The following is a 14893-nucleotide window of genomic DNA, read 5'->3' on the forward strand; positions in this document are numbered from 1 at the left end:
GCACTCCAGCAGGTAATGAGCACGGCCGCCCTCCCCATGGGCCTCATTGCCTGGCCCGGGTTGCGCCTGGAGTTTGCCAACCAGGCACTGCAGGACCTGCTCGCCCGCAACGCCTCCCCGTTGGCCGACGGCGGCTTTGCCTGTGCCCCGTTTCAGCAGGCCATCGACGAATGCCTGGCCGCCCGGATCGATACCGGCATCTCCTGCCCCCAGGCCCTGGGCATCTGGCACTTTCTGCCGGTTCTCGACAACGGCCAGCCCTGCGCGCTGCAGTGCTACCTGCTGCCCATGCCGGCAGCCCCGGCCACCGCAGAAGCCGAAGCAGCCCATCCGGCGGCCGACCTTTCGCGCATCGACCGTTTCGAAGCCTGCCTGGACCGGCTGCCCCAGCAGATATGGATTGCCACACCGCGCGGCGAGATTGCCTGGATCAACCGGGCGCTCAAGCGCTATGCGTTCCACCATGCGCAGCATGTGGACCTCGGCGATGCCACCTGGATCGACCTGGTGCATCCCGACGATCTGGCCAGCGTCAATGCCAGCCTGTCACGCGCCCTGATCACCGAAGCGCCCTCGGGCTACCGGCTGCGCATCAGGCGCCACGACGGGCGCTACCTGTGGCATTTTTCCACGCTGGAGCCGGTCAAGAACGACCGGGGCGAGGTCCTGTACTGGATGGGCTTCAACATCAACCTGGAAGCCATCAAGCAGGGCGAAGACCGCCTGCACGAGCAGCTCGCCCTGCTCAAGCACAAGCTGCATCGCATCCAGGGCGAGCTGCGCCAGGCCCAGGACGATCTGGCCAGGGCGCAGAAAATGGACCTGGTGTCCAACCTGTCGGCCGGCGTCGCGCATGACCTGAACAATCTGCTGTTCGTCACCGGCCTGCATGCCGGCCTGCTGGAAAAAAGCCTGTCCGATCCGCGCCAGCGCGAGCATGTGGACGTGATCCACGAAACGATCAAGAAGGCCGGCCGGATGGCCTCGCACCTTACCGGATTCAGCAGCCGCAGGCCGCTGAGCCTGGCAGCCGCCGACCCCAAAGCGCTGGTGCGCGACATCGAAGACCTGCTGGCCAAGGCCGTGGGCGCGGAAACCGCCTTCCAGATCCGCATGCCCGAGAGCCTGTGGCCCATACGCACGGACAGGATGTACTTCGAGAATTCGCTGATCAATCTCGCCATCAATGCGCGCGACGCGGTCGGCGGCAGCGGGCACATCACGCTGCAGCTCGAGAACGCGGTCCTGGACCGGCCCGGCGCCCGGGGCGAGTATGTGCACATCTGCCTGAGCGACGATGGCTGCGGCATGAGCGACGAGGTCAAAGAGCGCATCTTCGAGCCCTTCTTCACCACCAAGGCCGAAGGCAAGGGTGCCGGCCTGGGCCTGCCCATGGTCAAGAACTTCGTCGACCAGTCCGACGGGCTGATCGAAGTGGAGTCGGCCGAGGGCCAGGGTACGAGCTTTCACCTGTACCTGCCACGGGCCAGCCAGGCCCTGCCGGTGGAGCAGGACGAAGAAGCCCTGGCCGAAGGCGCGATGGAAACCATTCTGATCATCGAGGACGACCTGTCGGTGCGCAATGCCATGGCGCAGGTGCTGTACGAGCTGGGCTACCAGGTCGCCACGGCCTACAACCCGGAAGTGGCCATGCGCTACATTCAAGGCGGCATGGAGGTGGACCTCATCATCTCGGACATCCGCATGCCGGGCCGGCTCACGGCCCTGGAAATGCGCGATCAGCTGCATGCCGAAGGCCGGCGCATGCCCATGCTGTTCACCACCGGCTACTCCAGCGAACACCTGAAGGAGCAGATCCCGGCGCTGGAAGGCAGCACGGTGCTGTTCAAGCCCTTTTCCATGCTGGACCTGGCAGGCGCAGTGCGCAGCATCATGCGCCAGAAGTCAGAAGACACCCTGGGGCGCCTCGCACCTTCGCACTGAGCCAGGCGCCGCCGGGACAGAGCCTTCAGGAGCGCGCCGGTCGAGCGGTCAGGCCTTGGCTGCCAGACGCTGGCGCAGCGCTTCGTACAGGCACACGCCGCTGGCCACCGACACGTTCAGGCTCTCGACCGCGCCCTGCATCGGAATGCTGACCAGCTCGTCGCAGGTCTTGCGGGTGAGCTGGCGCATGCCGTCGCCTTCGGCGCCCAGCACCAGGGCCGTGGGGCCCGTCAGATCCATCTGGTAGAGATGTTTGTCGGCATCGCCGCTGGTGCCGATGACCCAAATATTGCGCTCCTGCAGTTCCTTGAGCGTGCGCGCCAGGTTGGTCACCATGAAATAAGGCACGGTTTCGGCCGCGCCGCTGGCCACCTTGGCCACGGTGGCATTGATGCCGGCCGCATGGTCCTTGGGAGCGATCACCGCATGTACGCCGGCCCCGTCGGCCACGCGCAGGCAGGCGCCCAGGTTGTGGGGATCGGTCACGCCGTCGAGCACCAGCAGCAGCGGCGCCTTCACGCCCTCTGCCTCCAGGTCGTCCAGCAGCTCGTCCAGCGTGCGGGTGTCCTTGAGCTCCTCCACGCGCGCGGCCACGCCCTGGTGTCCATGGCTGCCGGCCAGCTTGGCGATGCGCATGGCATCGGCCTCGATCAGGCGCACTCCGGCCTCCTTGGCCCGCTCCAGGAACTGGCGCATGCGCGCGTCGCGGCGCGTTGCCTCGAAATAGACTTCGATGATGGACTGGGGAGCGGTCTTCAGGCGCACGCCAACAGCGTGGAAACCGAACAGGACTTTGGGAGACGACATGGGGCGCCATTATCCCGGGTTTGCACGCGCCTTCCCCCGGCACATGGCCATGCCAGTCCGGGCGACTGTGTTTTTGCTCTGCCGCTACACTGCGCCACCCGGGCGGCCAAACCCGCATATGCATATTCCACGGGCTGCACTGCAGCCACCCTGCCCCGCCATGCCCTGCGACCCCGTCGCCGGCAAGGCCGGACAGCCGGATGCCGGCTTCGCTGACCTGAAGCCGGATGCCTTGCGGCAAGAATGGCGGCTCCCCACCCACGCCGAAGCAGCGGTCTGCGCAGGCGGAAGCCGATCCGGCGTCCATCCGGCAGCGCCTTGCAATACCTCCCTAGGGAATCCGTATTGCGCCATCGGCATGTTTCACTTTTTTTCTGTTTGACCTGCATGCTCAACGCCTTGCTTGATCGCATCCGTCGCAGCCTGGTGCTGCAAATCCTTCTGGCCCTGGTGGCAGGCGGCCTGCTGGCCTGGCTCTGGCCCTCGGCCGCGGATTCCGTGTCCATCCTGGGCACGCTCTTCATCTCCGCGCTCAAGGCCATTGCGCCGGTGCTGGTGTTCCTGCTCGTGATCGCGGCGATCAGCAACCACCGCCCGGGCCAGGAAACCCAGATCAAGCCCGTGCTGTGGCTGTACGCCGTGGGCACGCTGGCCGCCGCCTGCGTGGCCGTGGCCGCCAGCACGCTGTTTCCCTCGGTCATCCACTTTCGCGCAGCGCCGGCCGTGCAGGGCGTGCCGGGCGATATCACCCAGGTGTTGATGAACGTGCTCAAGAGCGCCTTCGACAATCCCGTGCATGCGCTGCTGGAGGCCAACTACATCGGCGTGCTGGCCTGGGCCGTGGCGCTGGGCATTGCGCTGCGCCATGCCAACCCCACCACCCGCACGGTGCTGGAAGACCTGGGCCAGGCCATCACCCAGATCATCCAGGGCGTGATCCGGCTGGCGCCGCTGGGCATCTTCGGCCTGGTAGCCGCCACGTTCTCGGCAGGCGGCCTGGAAGCGCTGAAGGACTACACGCAGCTGCTGCTGGTCCTGGTGGGCTGCATGCTGTTCGTGGCGCTGGTCGTCAACCCCGCCATCGTCTGGACCCAGACGCGCCGCAACCCCTATCCGCTGACGCTGACCTGCCTGCGCGAAAGCGCCGTCACGGCCTTCTTCACGCGCAGCTCGGCCGCCAACATTCCGGTGAACCTGGCGCTGGCCCGAAAGCTGCAGCTGGCCGAAGAAACCTACAGCATCTCCATCCCTCTGGGCGCCACCATCAACATGGCCGGCGCAGCCATCACCATCAGCGTGCTGACCCTGGCTGCCGCGAACACGCTGGGCATTGCCGTGGACATTCCCACCGCCCTGCTGCTGTGCGTGGTATCCGCGGTCTGCGCCTGCGGCGCCTCGGGCGTGGCCGGCGGCTCGCTGCTGCTGATTCCCCTGGCCTGCAGCCTGTTCGGCATCAGCAACGACTTGGCCATGCAGGTCGTGGGCGTGGGCTATGTGATCGGCGTGATCCAGGACTCCACCGAAACCGCGCTGAACTCCTCCACCGATGTGCTGTTCACGGCCGCCGCCTGCCGCGGCGCCGAGCGCCGCCAGGGGCTGGAAATCCCAGCCGTCTGAACACCCCCACACCCGGCACTTCGCGATTGCTCCCGATTCGGGAGCATTCCGCGCTTTACCAGATTGGTCTTCGGGCCATTTTCATCTCCCACACTTCAGGCGGCGCGCTTTGCCCGCGGCGACGCCATCGCGCGACCAGCCTCGATGGTGATGCTGCGCTCGCACTGCTCGGCAATGGCGCGGTCGTGCGTGACCAGGACCAACGTGGTGCCGCGCTCGCGGTTGAGCGCGAACATCAGCTCCATCACGCTCTGCCCGGTGGCGAAGTCCAGGCTGCCCGTGGGCTCGTCGGCCAGCAGCACGGCGGGCTCGACCACAAAGGCACGCGCCAGCGCCACGCGCTGCTGCTCGCCGCCGGACAGCACCTTGGGATAGCGGTTCAGGCGCTCGCCCAGCCCCACGCGCTCCAGCATCTCCGCCGCGCGGCTGCGTGCATCGCGTGCGCCGGCCAACTCCAGCGGCAGCATCACGTTCTCCAGCGCCGTCATATTGCCCAGCAGCTGAAAGCTCTGGAACACAAAGCCGATCTTCTGCGCGCGCACGGCGGCCCGTTCGTCCTCGCTCAGCGCAAACAGGTCCTTCCCCTGCAAGCGCACCGTGCCGCGGCTGGGGGTATCGAGACCGGCCAGAATGGACAGCAGCGTGCTCTTGCCCGACCCCGATGCGCCCACGATGGCCACGGTTTCACGCTCGGCGAAGTCCAGATGGATATCCCGCAAAATATCCAGCGACCCCGTGGAATCGGTCACCGACTTGAACACATGCTCGACAGCGATCAGAGGAAGGGCAGTGGTTTCTGACATGAAAGATTGGACGATGGAATTTTGCAAAAGCGCCAGCCGCAGCCTAACGCAACGCCGCCACTGTATCTTGCTCGGCCTGGCCCTCGGGATTGCAGGTGGCAGCGCCCTGGCAGCGCCCACCCACGCCAAGCCGGCAGTGCCCCCGGGACCGGTGCTGGTGCTGGGCGACTCCTTGAGCGCCGAATACGGGCTGGCACGCGGCAAGGGATGGGTTTCGCTGCTGCAGCAACGGCTGCAGGCCGAAAAAAACCCGCTGCCGGTCGTCAACGCCAGCGTCAGCGGCGAGACCACGGCCGGCGGACGCTCGCGGCTGCCGGCGCTGCTGGCACAGCACAAGCCCTCGGTCCTGGTGCTGGAACTGGGGGGCAACGACGCGCTGCGCGGCCTGGCGCTGCAAAGCACGCAAGGCAATCTGCAGGCCATGGTCAAGATGGCGCGGGAGTCGGGGGCCCGGATACTGCTGGTCGGCATGCAGGTGCCGCCGAACTACGGGGCCGCCTATACCCAGCAGTTCGCGGACATGTTCACCCAGATCGCCGCCAAGGAAAAGCTGCCGCTGGTGCCATTTCTGCTGTCGGGCATCGGCGATGCCAGGGACAGCGACCAGTGGTTCCAGCCCGACCGCATCCACCCCAACGCCAAGGCCCAGCCGCATATGCTGGAAAACGTCTGGCCGCAGCTCAGGCCCCTGCTCAAATAGGCTAGCTCAGCCTGGCAGGTCCTCGCGCCCCAGGCAGTCCCAGCCCGTGTCCGGCTCCGGTGGATGGGCATCGAAATACGGATCGTTGAAGGCTTCCTGCGCCGCAGCGGCGGCATCCAGGCCGGCAGCCGGCGCCAGCGTGCCTTCCAGCGGCCGCTCTGCTGCGCCGCCATTGCGGATTTCCTGCTTGCGGCCCGTCATGTGCCCTCCTCCCCGGCCGGTGCAGCCGCATCGCCAGCCACGCTGTCCCGGTAGGCATGCCAGCTCGCGCAGCCCAGCACCGGCCCCACGATCAGCAGGAACACGCCACCCCAGCCCATCGACAGAATCACCAGCGCAGCGATCAGCAAGCCCCACAGCGCCATGACCGGCAGATTGAGGCACACCACGCGCATGCTGGTGATGCAGGCCGTGAGCGCATCCGTGCCGCGGTCCAGCATGGCGGGCAGGGCCACGACCGTACTGGCGAAGACCAGGGCCGCAAACACGCCGCCCACGGCCGCATAGACGGCCAGGAACTCCCAGTTTTCCCAGCGCAACAGGGTCTGCATCAGGGTGGCCGTCGTGGGCATGCCGGTGTCGAAGAACACTGCGAACACCACCATGGCGGCGCGCGCCCAGAGCATTTCCAGCACCAGCAGCACCATGACCAGCATGCCCATGCCGGACAGGTTGCGTTCCCAGCAGGTCAGCGACTCCGAAAACCGCGGTGCCCCGCCCAACTCCAGCTGGCGGCTGACCTCGTACAGCCCCATGGCCATGAAGGGCCCCACCAGCAGGCAGCCGCTGGCCATGGCCATGGCGTATTCGGGGCTGGCGCGGAACACCCAGGCCATCATCAAAGCCATGGCCCAGAAGCACAGCCCGTAAAACAGGGCAATTGCCGGCGCGCGCAGGACATCCCTGACCCCCAGCGCCAGCCATTGCCAGGGCTGGTTCCAGCGCAGCCGGCATGGATGCAGCGCCGCAGCCGGGGCACGGGTGTCGGTAACAGGGGAAGCTTGCATGCGGGAACCTCCTTGCAACCAGGACGCCCTGCCGGCAGCGGTACACCGCCAGGCCAAAGGGGCGCAATGGTCACAAATTACCTTGCCCGCCTGGCGCTGCCATTGCGGAAAGCCCGCAGGCCGCTATCGAAAACAAAGCTGCTGGCGCTTGATGCAAGATAGACACAGCATCCATCAATGCCGTAATCATTCGCCACAATGCGCCAGCAGCTACTTATTCAATAGCAAACCGGGGATCAGCCAAAGGCAGTGTGCAGCGCCTGGGCCAGATCGGCCTGGAGGTCTGCAGGATCTTCCAGGCCGATGGCAAAGCGCACCACGGTGCCTGCGCGCAGATGCGGCGTGGCGCGGCTGCGCATTTCGGACAACTCGTAGGGCACGACGAGGCTGACCGGTCCGCCCCAGCTGTACCCGAGCCTGAACAGCCGCAGGTGGTCGCAGAAACGGTCGACGGCGTCCTGCCCGAAGCGTGCATCGATCACCACGCTGAACAGGCCCGCGGCCACGCCCTCAAGCCCCTCGCCGCCGCGGCTGGCGCCGCACAGCTGCTGCCAGTGCGCATGGCCGGGCGCCCCGGGCAAGGCCGGGTGGAGCACCTGCGCCACCGCGCTTTGGGTGGACAGCCAGCGGGCGAGCTGGCGCGCCGCGCGGTCCTGGGCGTGGTAGCGCAGCGCGATGCTGGGCAGGCTGCGCAGCACGGCCTCGGCATCGTTGGCGCCCACGCCCAGGCCCAGGCGCATATGGGCGAGCTTGATGCGCATGTGCAACGGCTGGTTGCGCGTGACGATGCTGCCCATGAGCACGTCGCCGCCCCCGCTGGGATATTTGGTCAGCGCATGCGCGGACACATCCACGCCCAGGCTGCCGTCGCCGAGAAGGTCGAAGGGGCGGAAGGCCAGGCCCGCGCCCCATGTGTTGTCCAGCACCGTGGTCACGCCTTTTTCACGGCACAGGCGCACCTGGGCGATCAGATCGGGGAATTCCATGGTCACGGAGCCTGGCGCCTCCAGCCACACCAGCCTGGTCGCCGGCGTGATGCGGGCAGCGAGATCGGCCACATCCGTGGGGTCGTAATACTGGTGGGTGATGCCGAAATGCGCGAGCTCGCCTTCGGCCAGCGTCTTGTTGGGGCCGTAGACGTTGTCGGGGATCAGCACCTCGTCGCCAGTCCGCAGCAGGGCCAGGGACACGGTGGCGATCGCCGCCAGGCCGCTGGGCACCAGCAGGCACTGCAGCCCCCCTTCCAGGGCACACAGCCGCTCTTCCAGCGTGTAGGTGGTCGGGGTGCCATGCAGGCCGTAGGTATAGCTGCTCTTGTCCAGCCAGCGGCGCTCGCGCATGGCCTGCACGTTCTCGAAGAACACGGTAGAGGCCTTGTGCACGGCGGGCTGGGGGCCGGCAAAGTCCTGCGGCGGCTGGTAGGGATGGTGGATCAGCTGCGTGGGCAGCCGGGAAGCGCACGATGGATCGGGTCGGTGGTCTGCTTGGGTCATGCCTGCATCTTAGAACGTGTTAATGATCTCTACACAGCTGCGTTGGAGTGCAATCGGGATGATTTCGAAACCGTGTCTCGCAGCTTGCACCGGGTGCCGGCACAAAAGAAAAAGCCGGGGGCCGCAGCCACCCGGCTTTTTTCGATTCAGGCCGCGGCCTGTCAGTTCGCCTGCACGGCGAGGTTGTTGTTCACCGAGGCCACGCCCTTGACGCCCTTGGCGATGTCGCCAGCGCGGTTCTTCACGGCCTCGCTGGGCACGGTGCCGCTGAGGGTCACCACGCCGCCCTTGGTATCCACATCCACCTTGAGTGCGCTGACTTCGGGCGCCTTGATCAGCTCGGCCTTGATGGCGGCGGTGATGCCGGCATCGTCCAGCGCCTGGCCAGCCTTGGCGGCACCTTCTTCGATCTTGGCTCCGGCCGAATCGGCGGCGCTGCTGATCTTGTCGCCGGCCTTGTCCAGCGCATTGGTGGTGGCATTGCCCGCCTGGCTGGCACCTTCTTCCAGCTTCTTGCCTGCGCTGTCGGCCGCTTCCTTGGTTTGCGAGATGGCGGAGTCGAGCTTCTGCCCCGCCGTCTGGCTATCGTCGTTCTTGCCGCAGGCCGCCAGACCAAAGGCCAGGGCCGTCACGGCCATGATTTGCACATAACGCTTTGTCATAACAGTCATGATTTACCCCCTAATCTGTTCTAAAACATGAGTGACTGTATCCACGCGCACATGCTTCGCCGATCCGACGAGCCCGCGCCTGCCTGTAGGACAAGCTCGGATCGCCGATGTGACCTGCAAGCCCGGCTGGTTCACATGACAATAGCGTCCATGCATTCTCTGGCGCGCTGGTTTCCTTTCCTTTCCTGGCCCAAGCCCACGGCAGCACTGCTGCGTGGCGAGTTCTGGGCCGGCCTGACCGTTGGGCTCATGCTGCTGCCCCAGGGAGTGGCCTACGCCGCCCTGGCCGGCATGCCGCTGATCACGGGCATTTACGCGTCCATCGTGCCCGCGGCGGTGGCCATCGTGTTTAGTCCTTCGCCCCGCCTGGGCGTGGGGCCGACGGCGCTGAGCGCGCTGCTGATCGGTGCCTCGCTCATGGGCCTGGCCGAGCCGGGGTCGGCGCACTGGGTGGCTTTGGCGGCCTGGATGGCCATCATGTCGGGCCTGGTGCAGTGGATGCTGGGCATGGTGCGTGCAGGCTGGCTGCTCAACCTGGTGACCTCGCCCGTGCTCACGGGCTTCACCCAGGCCGCGGCCCTGCTCATCCTGGCCTCCCAGCTGCCCACGCTGCTGGGCCTGCGCAGCGACTGGTCCGCACTGTGGCATTCCCCTTCCATCTATCTGTTCGACTGGCATTCCATTGCCTATGGCCTAGGCAGCATCGTGCTGCTCGTCGCAGCCAAGAAGTGGCGCGCCGCATTCCCCTCGGCGATCTTCATCATCGCGCTCACGGGGCTGGTCAGCTGGGCCACGGGCTTTGCCGACGGCGGCGGTGCCGTGGTGGGCCACCTGCCCGCAGGCCTGCCGCATTTCCAGTGGCCCGGACTGCTGTCCTGGGAAGAATTCGGCGATCTGGTCATGCCCGTGCTGGTGATTTCGCTGGTGAGCTTTCTCGAGACTGCATCCAGTGCCCAGGTGGAGCACCAGCAGGCCGGCACGCGCTGGAACGAGAATCAGGACCTTGTCGCCCAGGGCCTGTCCAAGATCAGCGCCGGCCTGTTCGGCAGCTTTGCCACCAGCGCCTCGTTCTCGCGCTCGGCCGTCAATCTGCTGGCGGGCGCCAAGACCGGTTATTCCAACGTCTTCTCCATCCTGCTGGTGGTGATCGTGGTGCTGTGGTTCATTCCATGGCTCTACCATGTGCCCAAGGCGGCGCTGGCGGCCATCGTCATCACGGCGGTGGTCAATCTGATCAAGCCTTCGGTCATCATCCAGCTGTTTCGCATTTCGCTGGTGGAAGGCTGCATCAGCGTGGCTACGCTGGCGCTCACGCTGCTGACCGCGCCGCGCATGTACTGGGGCGTGTTCGCCGGTATCGTGCTGAGCCTGGGCTATTTCCTCTACCAGCGCCTGCATCCGCGCATCCTGGAAGTGGGCTTGCACGGCGACGGCAGCCTGCGCAGCCGCCAGCTGTGGCAGCTGCCGCCGCTGGCACCCGGGCTGATCACCCTGCGCATGGACGCCGACCTGGACTTCGCCTCGGCCTCGGCCATGGAGCGCTTCACCAGCGATCTGTGGCAGCAGCAAGCCGATGCCAAGCATCTGGCACTGCTGACCCAGCCCATCAACAATATCGACGTGACCGGCGTGGAGACCTTTGCCCGCCTGGAGCGGCTGGTGGCCCAGCGCGGCGGCACCCTGCATGTGGTGGGGCTCAAGCTGCCCGTGCAGCAGCGGCTGGAGCGCGCGGGCATGCTGTCCCACCAGGGCCAGCATCTGCGCCTGTACCGCACCGATGCGGAATTCCTGGCCGCGCTGCCACAGGGTTGACACAAAGCGCCCGCGCAGGGCCGCAACACGATGGCAATGCGCCTGCACAGCCATCCGCAGCGCTGATACACTGGCTGGAGTTTTCGTAGCAAATTGTGATTTCTCCCGCCCCTCTCCAATCCGTATATCTACGCGATCTGCGCTTGGCCACAGCCCATTCCCTGGTGGCTCGTGCGAGCGCAGGGGGCATGCAATTGCCCAACGACTCGCCGACCCAGTATCTGCAGGCACTGATCGACGGCCTGTGTGCGCTGTCCCTGCGCGACCCGCTCACAGGCCTGGCCAACCGGCGGCACTTCCGCTCGGTGGTCGAGCGCGAAATGGACCGTGTGGCGCGCTCCGGCGAAAGCGCGCTGATGCTGATGCTGGACATCGATCACTTCAAGCAGATCAATGACGAACACGGCCATATCGCCGGCGACCGCGTGCTGCAGTCCGTGGCCCAGACCCTGTCCCAGGGCATACGTCCCATGGATACGCTGGCACGCTACGGCGGCGAGGAATTCGCCATCGTGCTGCCCATGTGCGCCGCAGCCTTCGGCCAGTCCGTGGCCGAGCGCCTGCGCGAAAGCATAGAGAGCACGCCGATCGTGATCTCGCCCGGGCTGTCGCTGCAGGTCACGGTCAGCATCGGCGGCGCCTTTGCGCTGCAATGGATACGCAGCACCTCGGCGCTGTGGACCGAGCGCGCCGACCGGCAGCTGTATCTGGCCAAATCCAGCGGCCGCAACTGCATACAGATCGAGGAGCCGCCCGACAGCACGGTGAGTGCCGAGGAAAAAAGCCTTCTTTTCGGGCCTTTGTTCGAGCCATCGCTCGATGACAATGACAACGATAACGAGATTGAACTCGACGTGAACACCGACATTGCAAGCCAAGTCAGAAAGCCTTCTGATGACTGACGTTGTGGCGCCCAGCCCTTCCTTTCCAGCCGGCATCTCGATGGGGGATGCCGTGCAGGCGCAAGCCCGTTCCCGACGCGCGCACATCATCGCGGTGACCAGCGGCAAAGGCGGTGTGGGCAAGACCTTCGTGTCCGTCAATCTGGCGGCGGCGCTCACGCGCCATGGCTACAAGGTGCTGGTGCTGGATGCGGACCTGGGCCTGGCGAATCTGGACGTGGTGCTCAACCTCAATCCCAAGATCACGCTGCACGATGTCTTCACCGGCCGCTCCTCGCTGGACGAGGCCATCCTGCCCACGGCCGGCGGCTACTCCGTGCTGCTCGCCGGCTCGGGCATGATCGAATATTCGCGCCTTACGCCCGAGATCCGCACCCAGTTCATGCGCACCATCGAGCTGCTGGCTCCGCGCTACGACATCATTCTGCTCGACACCGGCGCCGGCATTTCCGACGTGGTGCTGTTCTCGGTTTCCCTGGCCACGGAGGTGCTGGTGGTTGCCACGCCCGAGCCCACCTCGCTGACCGACGCCTATGCGGCCATCAAGGTGCTGGCCACGCAGCAAAAGCGCCAGCAGATCCGTCTGGTCATCAACCAGGCCCAGCGCCCAGGCGACGGCCGCGCCATCACCAGCCAGCTGCAGCAGGTGCTCAACCGCTTCGTGAGCACGGCCTCGGGCCAGCCGCTGCGCCTGTCGCATCTGGGCGACATTCCCATCGACCCCGCCGTGCGCGAGGCCGTGATGCGCCGCCAGCTGCTGCTGCAGGCCATGCCGGGAGCACCCGCGTCGCTCGCAGTGGCTCAGCTGGCCAATAAAATCAAGGCGGTCCTGACCACCGGCGCCTGAACCGCCGAATGCCTGCCGGGCCACCTTGCGCAGCCCGTCTTTTTTACGGCGCAAGGCCGGCGGTCGCCTTCGTGTTTTCCAGGCGTCCCCCCCGGATGCCCGGCCCTGTCCTTTTTCCTTCGGCCCGCGTGCGCTGGCTGCAGCGCCGCAACCCCACCGTATGCCTGCCCGTGCCTGAAATCCTCAATATCTCCTGCTACAAGTTCACGCCGCTGCCCGATGCCGCGGCACTGCGCGACATCCTGGCCCAACGCGCGCAGGCCCTGGATCTCAAGGGCACGGTGCTGCTGGCCGAGGAAGGCATCAACTTCTTCCTGGCCGGCCCGGCGGCCCAGGTGCGTGCCTTTGTCGATGCGCTGCGCGAGGACGAGCGCTTTGCCGACCTGGCGCCCAAGGAAAGCTGGTCCGACGCCGTACCGTTTCGCAAGATGCTGGTCAAGGTCAAGCGCGAGATCATCCGCATGGATCACCCCTCCATCCGCCCGGCTGGCGGCCGCGCGCCTTCGGTGGCGCCAGCCACGCTGCGCCGCTGGCTGGAACAGGGCCATGACGACGAGGGCCGAGAAGTGGTGACCCTGGACACGCGCAACGACTACGAAGTCGACGAAGGCGCCTTCGAAGGCACCATCGACTGGCGCCTGAACAAGTTCACCGAATTTCCGCCCGCGCTGCGCGCGCACAAGGCGCAACTGGTCGGCAAGACCGTGGTCAGCTACTGCACGGGCGGCATCCGCTGCGAAAAGGCCGCCCTGCTCATGCAGGACGAAGGCGTGGAGCATGTCTACCAGCTCGAGGGCGGCATCCTCAAGTACTTCGAGGAAACCGACGGCAAGTTCTACAACGGCGGCTGCTTCGTCTTCGACGAGCGCGACGCGCTGGGCACGGACCTGGAGCGCACGGCGCTGGTCCACCCCCGCCCCGTCAAAAAGCACTTGCGGTAAACGGTCCGCTCATAAAGAGAAGCAGACAGCGCCTGCCACGCATGGATTCCAGATAGAAAACATCATGAAATCCAATGCAGTCCAGCGCTGGCCGATCCCGATTGAATAGCGCCTATCGGGCCCAGCGCGCCGCTGCCTGGGCCACGCGCGCGCCGAACTGGCGCGCCGTCTCCAGGTCGCCGGGCAGCATCTCGGCCACCGAAGCATCCGAGGGCGACTGCGCCATGGCGCCCGAATAGGCACCCATCCAGTTCGCATCGTTGCGCTGCGCGGCCTTGGTGTTGGACGGCAGCATGCCCAGGCCCACCCAGAGGCCGCCATGCTGCATGGCCAGGTGATACAGATAGTCGAGCGTGACCTGCTTGTCGCCCTGCACGCCGGCGCTGTTGGTGAAGCCGGCAAACAGCTTGTCCTTCCACGCCTGGGCGAACCAGGCCTTGGACGATGCGTCGGCAAAGCGCTTGAACTGCCAGCTGGGCCCACCCATGTAGGTGGGCGCGCCCAGCACGATGGCATCGGCCGCCGCCAGCTGCTCCCAGCCGCCGGCCGGCAGATTGCCGTCCGCATCGATGGCCAGCAGCTGCGCCGCCGCGCCCTGGGCCACGACCTGGGCCAGCCGCTGCGTATGCCCGTAGCCCGAGTGGTAGACCACCACGATATTCGCCATGTACTCTTCCTTGACTTGAAAAACGCGCCCCACGCTCCCTCATGCGCGTGCGCGCAGCTCCTTCGGGAGGGACATTTCACCTTGGGGGCGGCCCGGCTGTGAAAAAGCCCCGGCAGCCAGAGGCTGCGGGGCATATGAGAGCCTAAACGAAATTCAAGGCAGCTCAGGCGGCTTTGCGGGCATCCACGCTCCAGTCGCCGGCGCCATGGGCCGCGAAGCCCAGCAGGCCGCCGACAACAGCGATGTTCTTCCAGAACAGCAGCTGCTGCATCATGGCCGCCTCGGGCGGCACGCCCCAGAAGTTGTGGAAGAAGAAAGAGGCCACCAGCGTGAAGAAGCCCAGGACCAGAGCCACCCAGCGCGTACCCCAGCCCAGCAGGAAGGCCAGGCCGCCCACGATCTCCACCACCAGGGCCACAGCCACGCCGACTTGCGGCAAAGGCATGCCCACGGAAGCGGCATAGCCCACGGTACCGGCAAAGCCGGTGAGCTTCTGCAGGCCTGCCGGCACGAACAGTGCGGCGATCAGGATGCGGCCAATCAGGGCCAGGGGATTCTTCAGTTGATTCAGCATACAAACTCCTTGCGGCTGTGGCCGCTCAATGACAGGTGAAACGGCTCGCACACACCACAAGCGCCAGGGCATGGCCTTACCGGCCACCGCCCTACCGCATGCGCGCCG

Annotated in this window: 15 protein-coding genes; 7 read left to right on the forward strand and 8 right to left on the reverse strand. The window is 66.2% G+C overall.

Features of this window, described 5'->3' with window-relative positions; genetic code table 11:
• Window positions 1-15: 15 nt before the first annotated feature.
• Window positions 16-1944 (forward strand): ATP-binding protein, encoded by a 1929-nt coding sequence (locus Cte04_RS16415; protein WP_245633409.1) that lies wholly within the window; start codon window positions 16-18, stop codon window positions 1942-1944.
• Window positions 1945-1992: 48 nt separating this feature from the next.
• Here the strand turns inward: Cte04_RS16415 and rlmB are convergent, their stop codons facing one another.
• Window positions 1993-2751, reverse strand: coding sequence for a 23S rRNA (guanosine(2251)-2'-O)-methyltransferase RlmB (gene rlmB / locus Cte04_RS16420; protein ID WP_066480656.1), 759 nt, complete (start codon window positions 2749-2751; stop codon window positions 1993-1995).
• Between the two features lie 387 nt (window positions 2752-3138).
• On the opposite strand from rlmB, the gene sstT reads away from it, so the two are divergent.
• The gene (gene sstT / locus Cte04_RS16425) at window positions 3139-4368 is read left to right on the forward strand and encodes a serine/threonine transporter SstT (RefSeq protein ID WP_066480659.1); all 1230 of its coding nucleotides are present in this window, start codon (window positions 3139-3141) and stop codon (window positions 4366-4368) included.
• 95 nt (window positions 4369-4463) lie between these two features.
• Here sstT and Cte04_RS16430 read toward each other — a convergent pair whose 3' ends face one another.
• Window positions 4464-5171 (reverse strand): ABC transporter ATP-binding protein, encoded by a 708-nt coding sequence (locus tag Cte04_RS16430; RefSeq protein WP_066480661.1) that lies wholly within the window; start codon window positions 5169-5171, stop codon window positions 4464-4466.
• On the opposite strand from Cte04_RS16430, the gene Cte04_RS16435 reads away from it, so the two are divergent.
• Window positions 5170-5871: an arylesterase gene (locus Cte04_RS16435; protein WP_066480665.1), complete on the forward strand. Its 702-nt coding sequence runs from the start codon at window positions 5170-5172 to the stop codon at window positions 5869-5871. The genes Cte04_RS16430 and Cte04_RS16435 overlap by 2 nt on opposite strands.
• Before the next feature lie 6 nt (window positions 5872-5877).
• Here Cte04_RS16435 and Cte04_RS16440 read toward each other — a convergent pair whose 3' ends face one another.
• The 4 genes from Cte04_RS16440 to Cte04_RS16455 form a co-directional block, all read right to left on the reverse strand.
• The gene (locus Cte04_RS16440) at window positions 5878-6072 is read right to left on the reverse strand and encodes a hypothetical protein (RefSeq protein ID WP_066480668.1); all 195 of its coding nucleotides are present in this window, start codon (window positions 6070-6072) and stop codon (window positions 5878-5880) included.
• Window positions 6069-6878, reverse strand: coding sequence for a DUF2189 domain-containing protein (locus Cte04_RS16445; protein WP_066480671.1), 810 nt, complete (start codon window positions 6876-6878; stop codon window positions 6069-6071). Before Cte04_RS16445 ends, Cte04_RS16440 begins: the two co-directional genes overlap by 4 nt.
• A 236-nt stretch (window positions 6879-7114) precedes the next feature.
• Complete coding sequence (locus Cte04_RS16450) at window positions 7115-8371, reverse strand: PLP-dependent transferase (protein WP_066480676.1); 1257 nt, start codon at window positions 8369-8371, stop codon at window positions 7115-7117.
• Window positions 8372-8532: 161 nt separating this feature from the next.
• Entirely contained in the window at window positions 8533-9042 is a 510-nt protein-coding gene (locus Cte04_RS16455) for a BON domain-containing protein (protein ID WP_066480685.1), read from the reverse strand.
• A 150-nt stretch (window positions 9043-9192) separates the two neighbouring features.
• Between Cte04_RS16455 and Cte04_RS16460 the strand changes: the two genes are divergently transcribed.
• From Cte04_RS16460 to Cte04_RS16475, 4 genes are all read left to right on the forward strand, one after another.
• Window positions 9193-10854 carry a SulP family inorganic anion transporter gene (locus tag Cte04_RS16460; protein ID WP_066480688.1) on the forward strand — a complete coding sequence of 554 codons (1662 nt, stop codon included), beginning with the start codon at window positions 9193-9195 and terminating at the stop codon, window positions 10852-10854.
• 95 nt (window positions 10855-10949) lie between these two features.
• A complete protein-coding gene (locus Cte04_RS16465; RefSeq protein ID WP_066480690.1) occupies window positions 10950-11756 on the forward strand; it encodes a GGDEF domain-containing protein in 807 nt (268 codons plus the stop codon).
• On the forward strand, window positions 11749-12603 hold the full coding sequence (locus Cte04_RS16470; RefSeq protein ID WP_066480691.1) for a MinD/ParA family protein: 855 nt from the start codon (window positions 11749-11751) through the stop codon (window positions 12601-12603). Before Cte04_RS16465 ends, Cte04_RS16470 begins: the two co-directional genes overlap by 8 nt.
• A gap of 170 nt (window positions 12604-12773) precedes the next feature.
• A complete protein-coding gene (locus Cte04_RS16475; protein WP_066480812.1) occupies window positions 12774-13544 on the forward strand; it encodes a sulfurtransferase in 771 nt (256 codons plus the stop codon).
• A 112-nt stretch (window positions 13545-13656) separates the two neighbouring features.
• On the opposite strand, the gene Cte04_RS16480 is transcribed toward Cte04_RS16475, so the two are convergent.
• Complete coding sequence (locus Cte04_RS16480) at window positions 13657-14211, reverse strand: flavodoxin family protein (protein WP_066480692.1); 555 nt, start codon at window positions 14209-14211, stop codon at window positions 13657-13659.
• A 163-nt stretch (window positions 14212-14374) separates the two neighbouring features.
• The gene (locus Cte04_RS16485; protein WP_066480693.1) at window positions 14375-14785 is read right to left on the reverse strand and encodes a DoxX family protein; all 411 of its coding nucleotides are present in this window, start codon (window positions 14783-14785) and stop codon (window positions 14375-14377) included.
• Window positions 14786-14893 lie beyond the last annotated feature (108 nt).

The sequence above is a fragment of the Comamonas terrae genome (assembly GCF_001544075.1).
In the GTDB taxonomy this organism is placed as follows: Bacteria; Pseudomonadota; Gammaproteobacteria; order Burkholderiales; family Burkholderiaceae_C; genus Comamonas; species Comamonas terrae.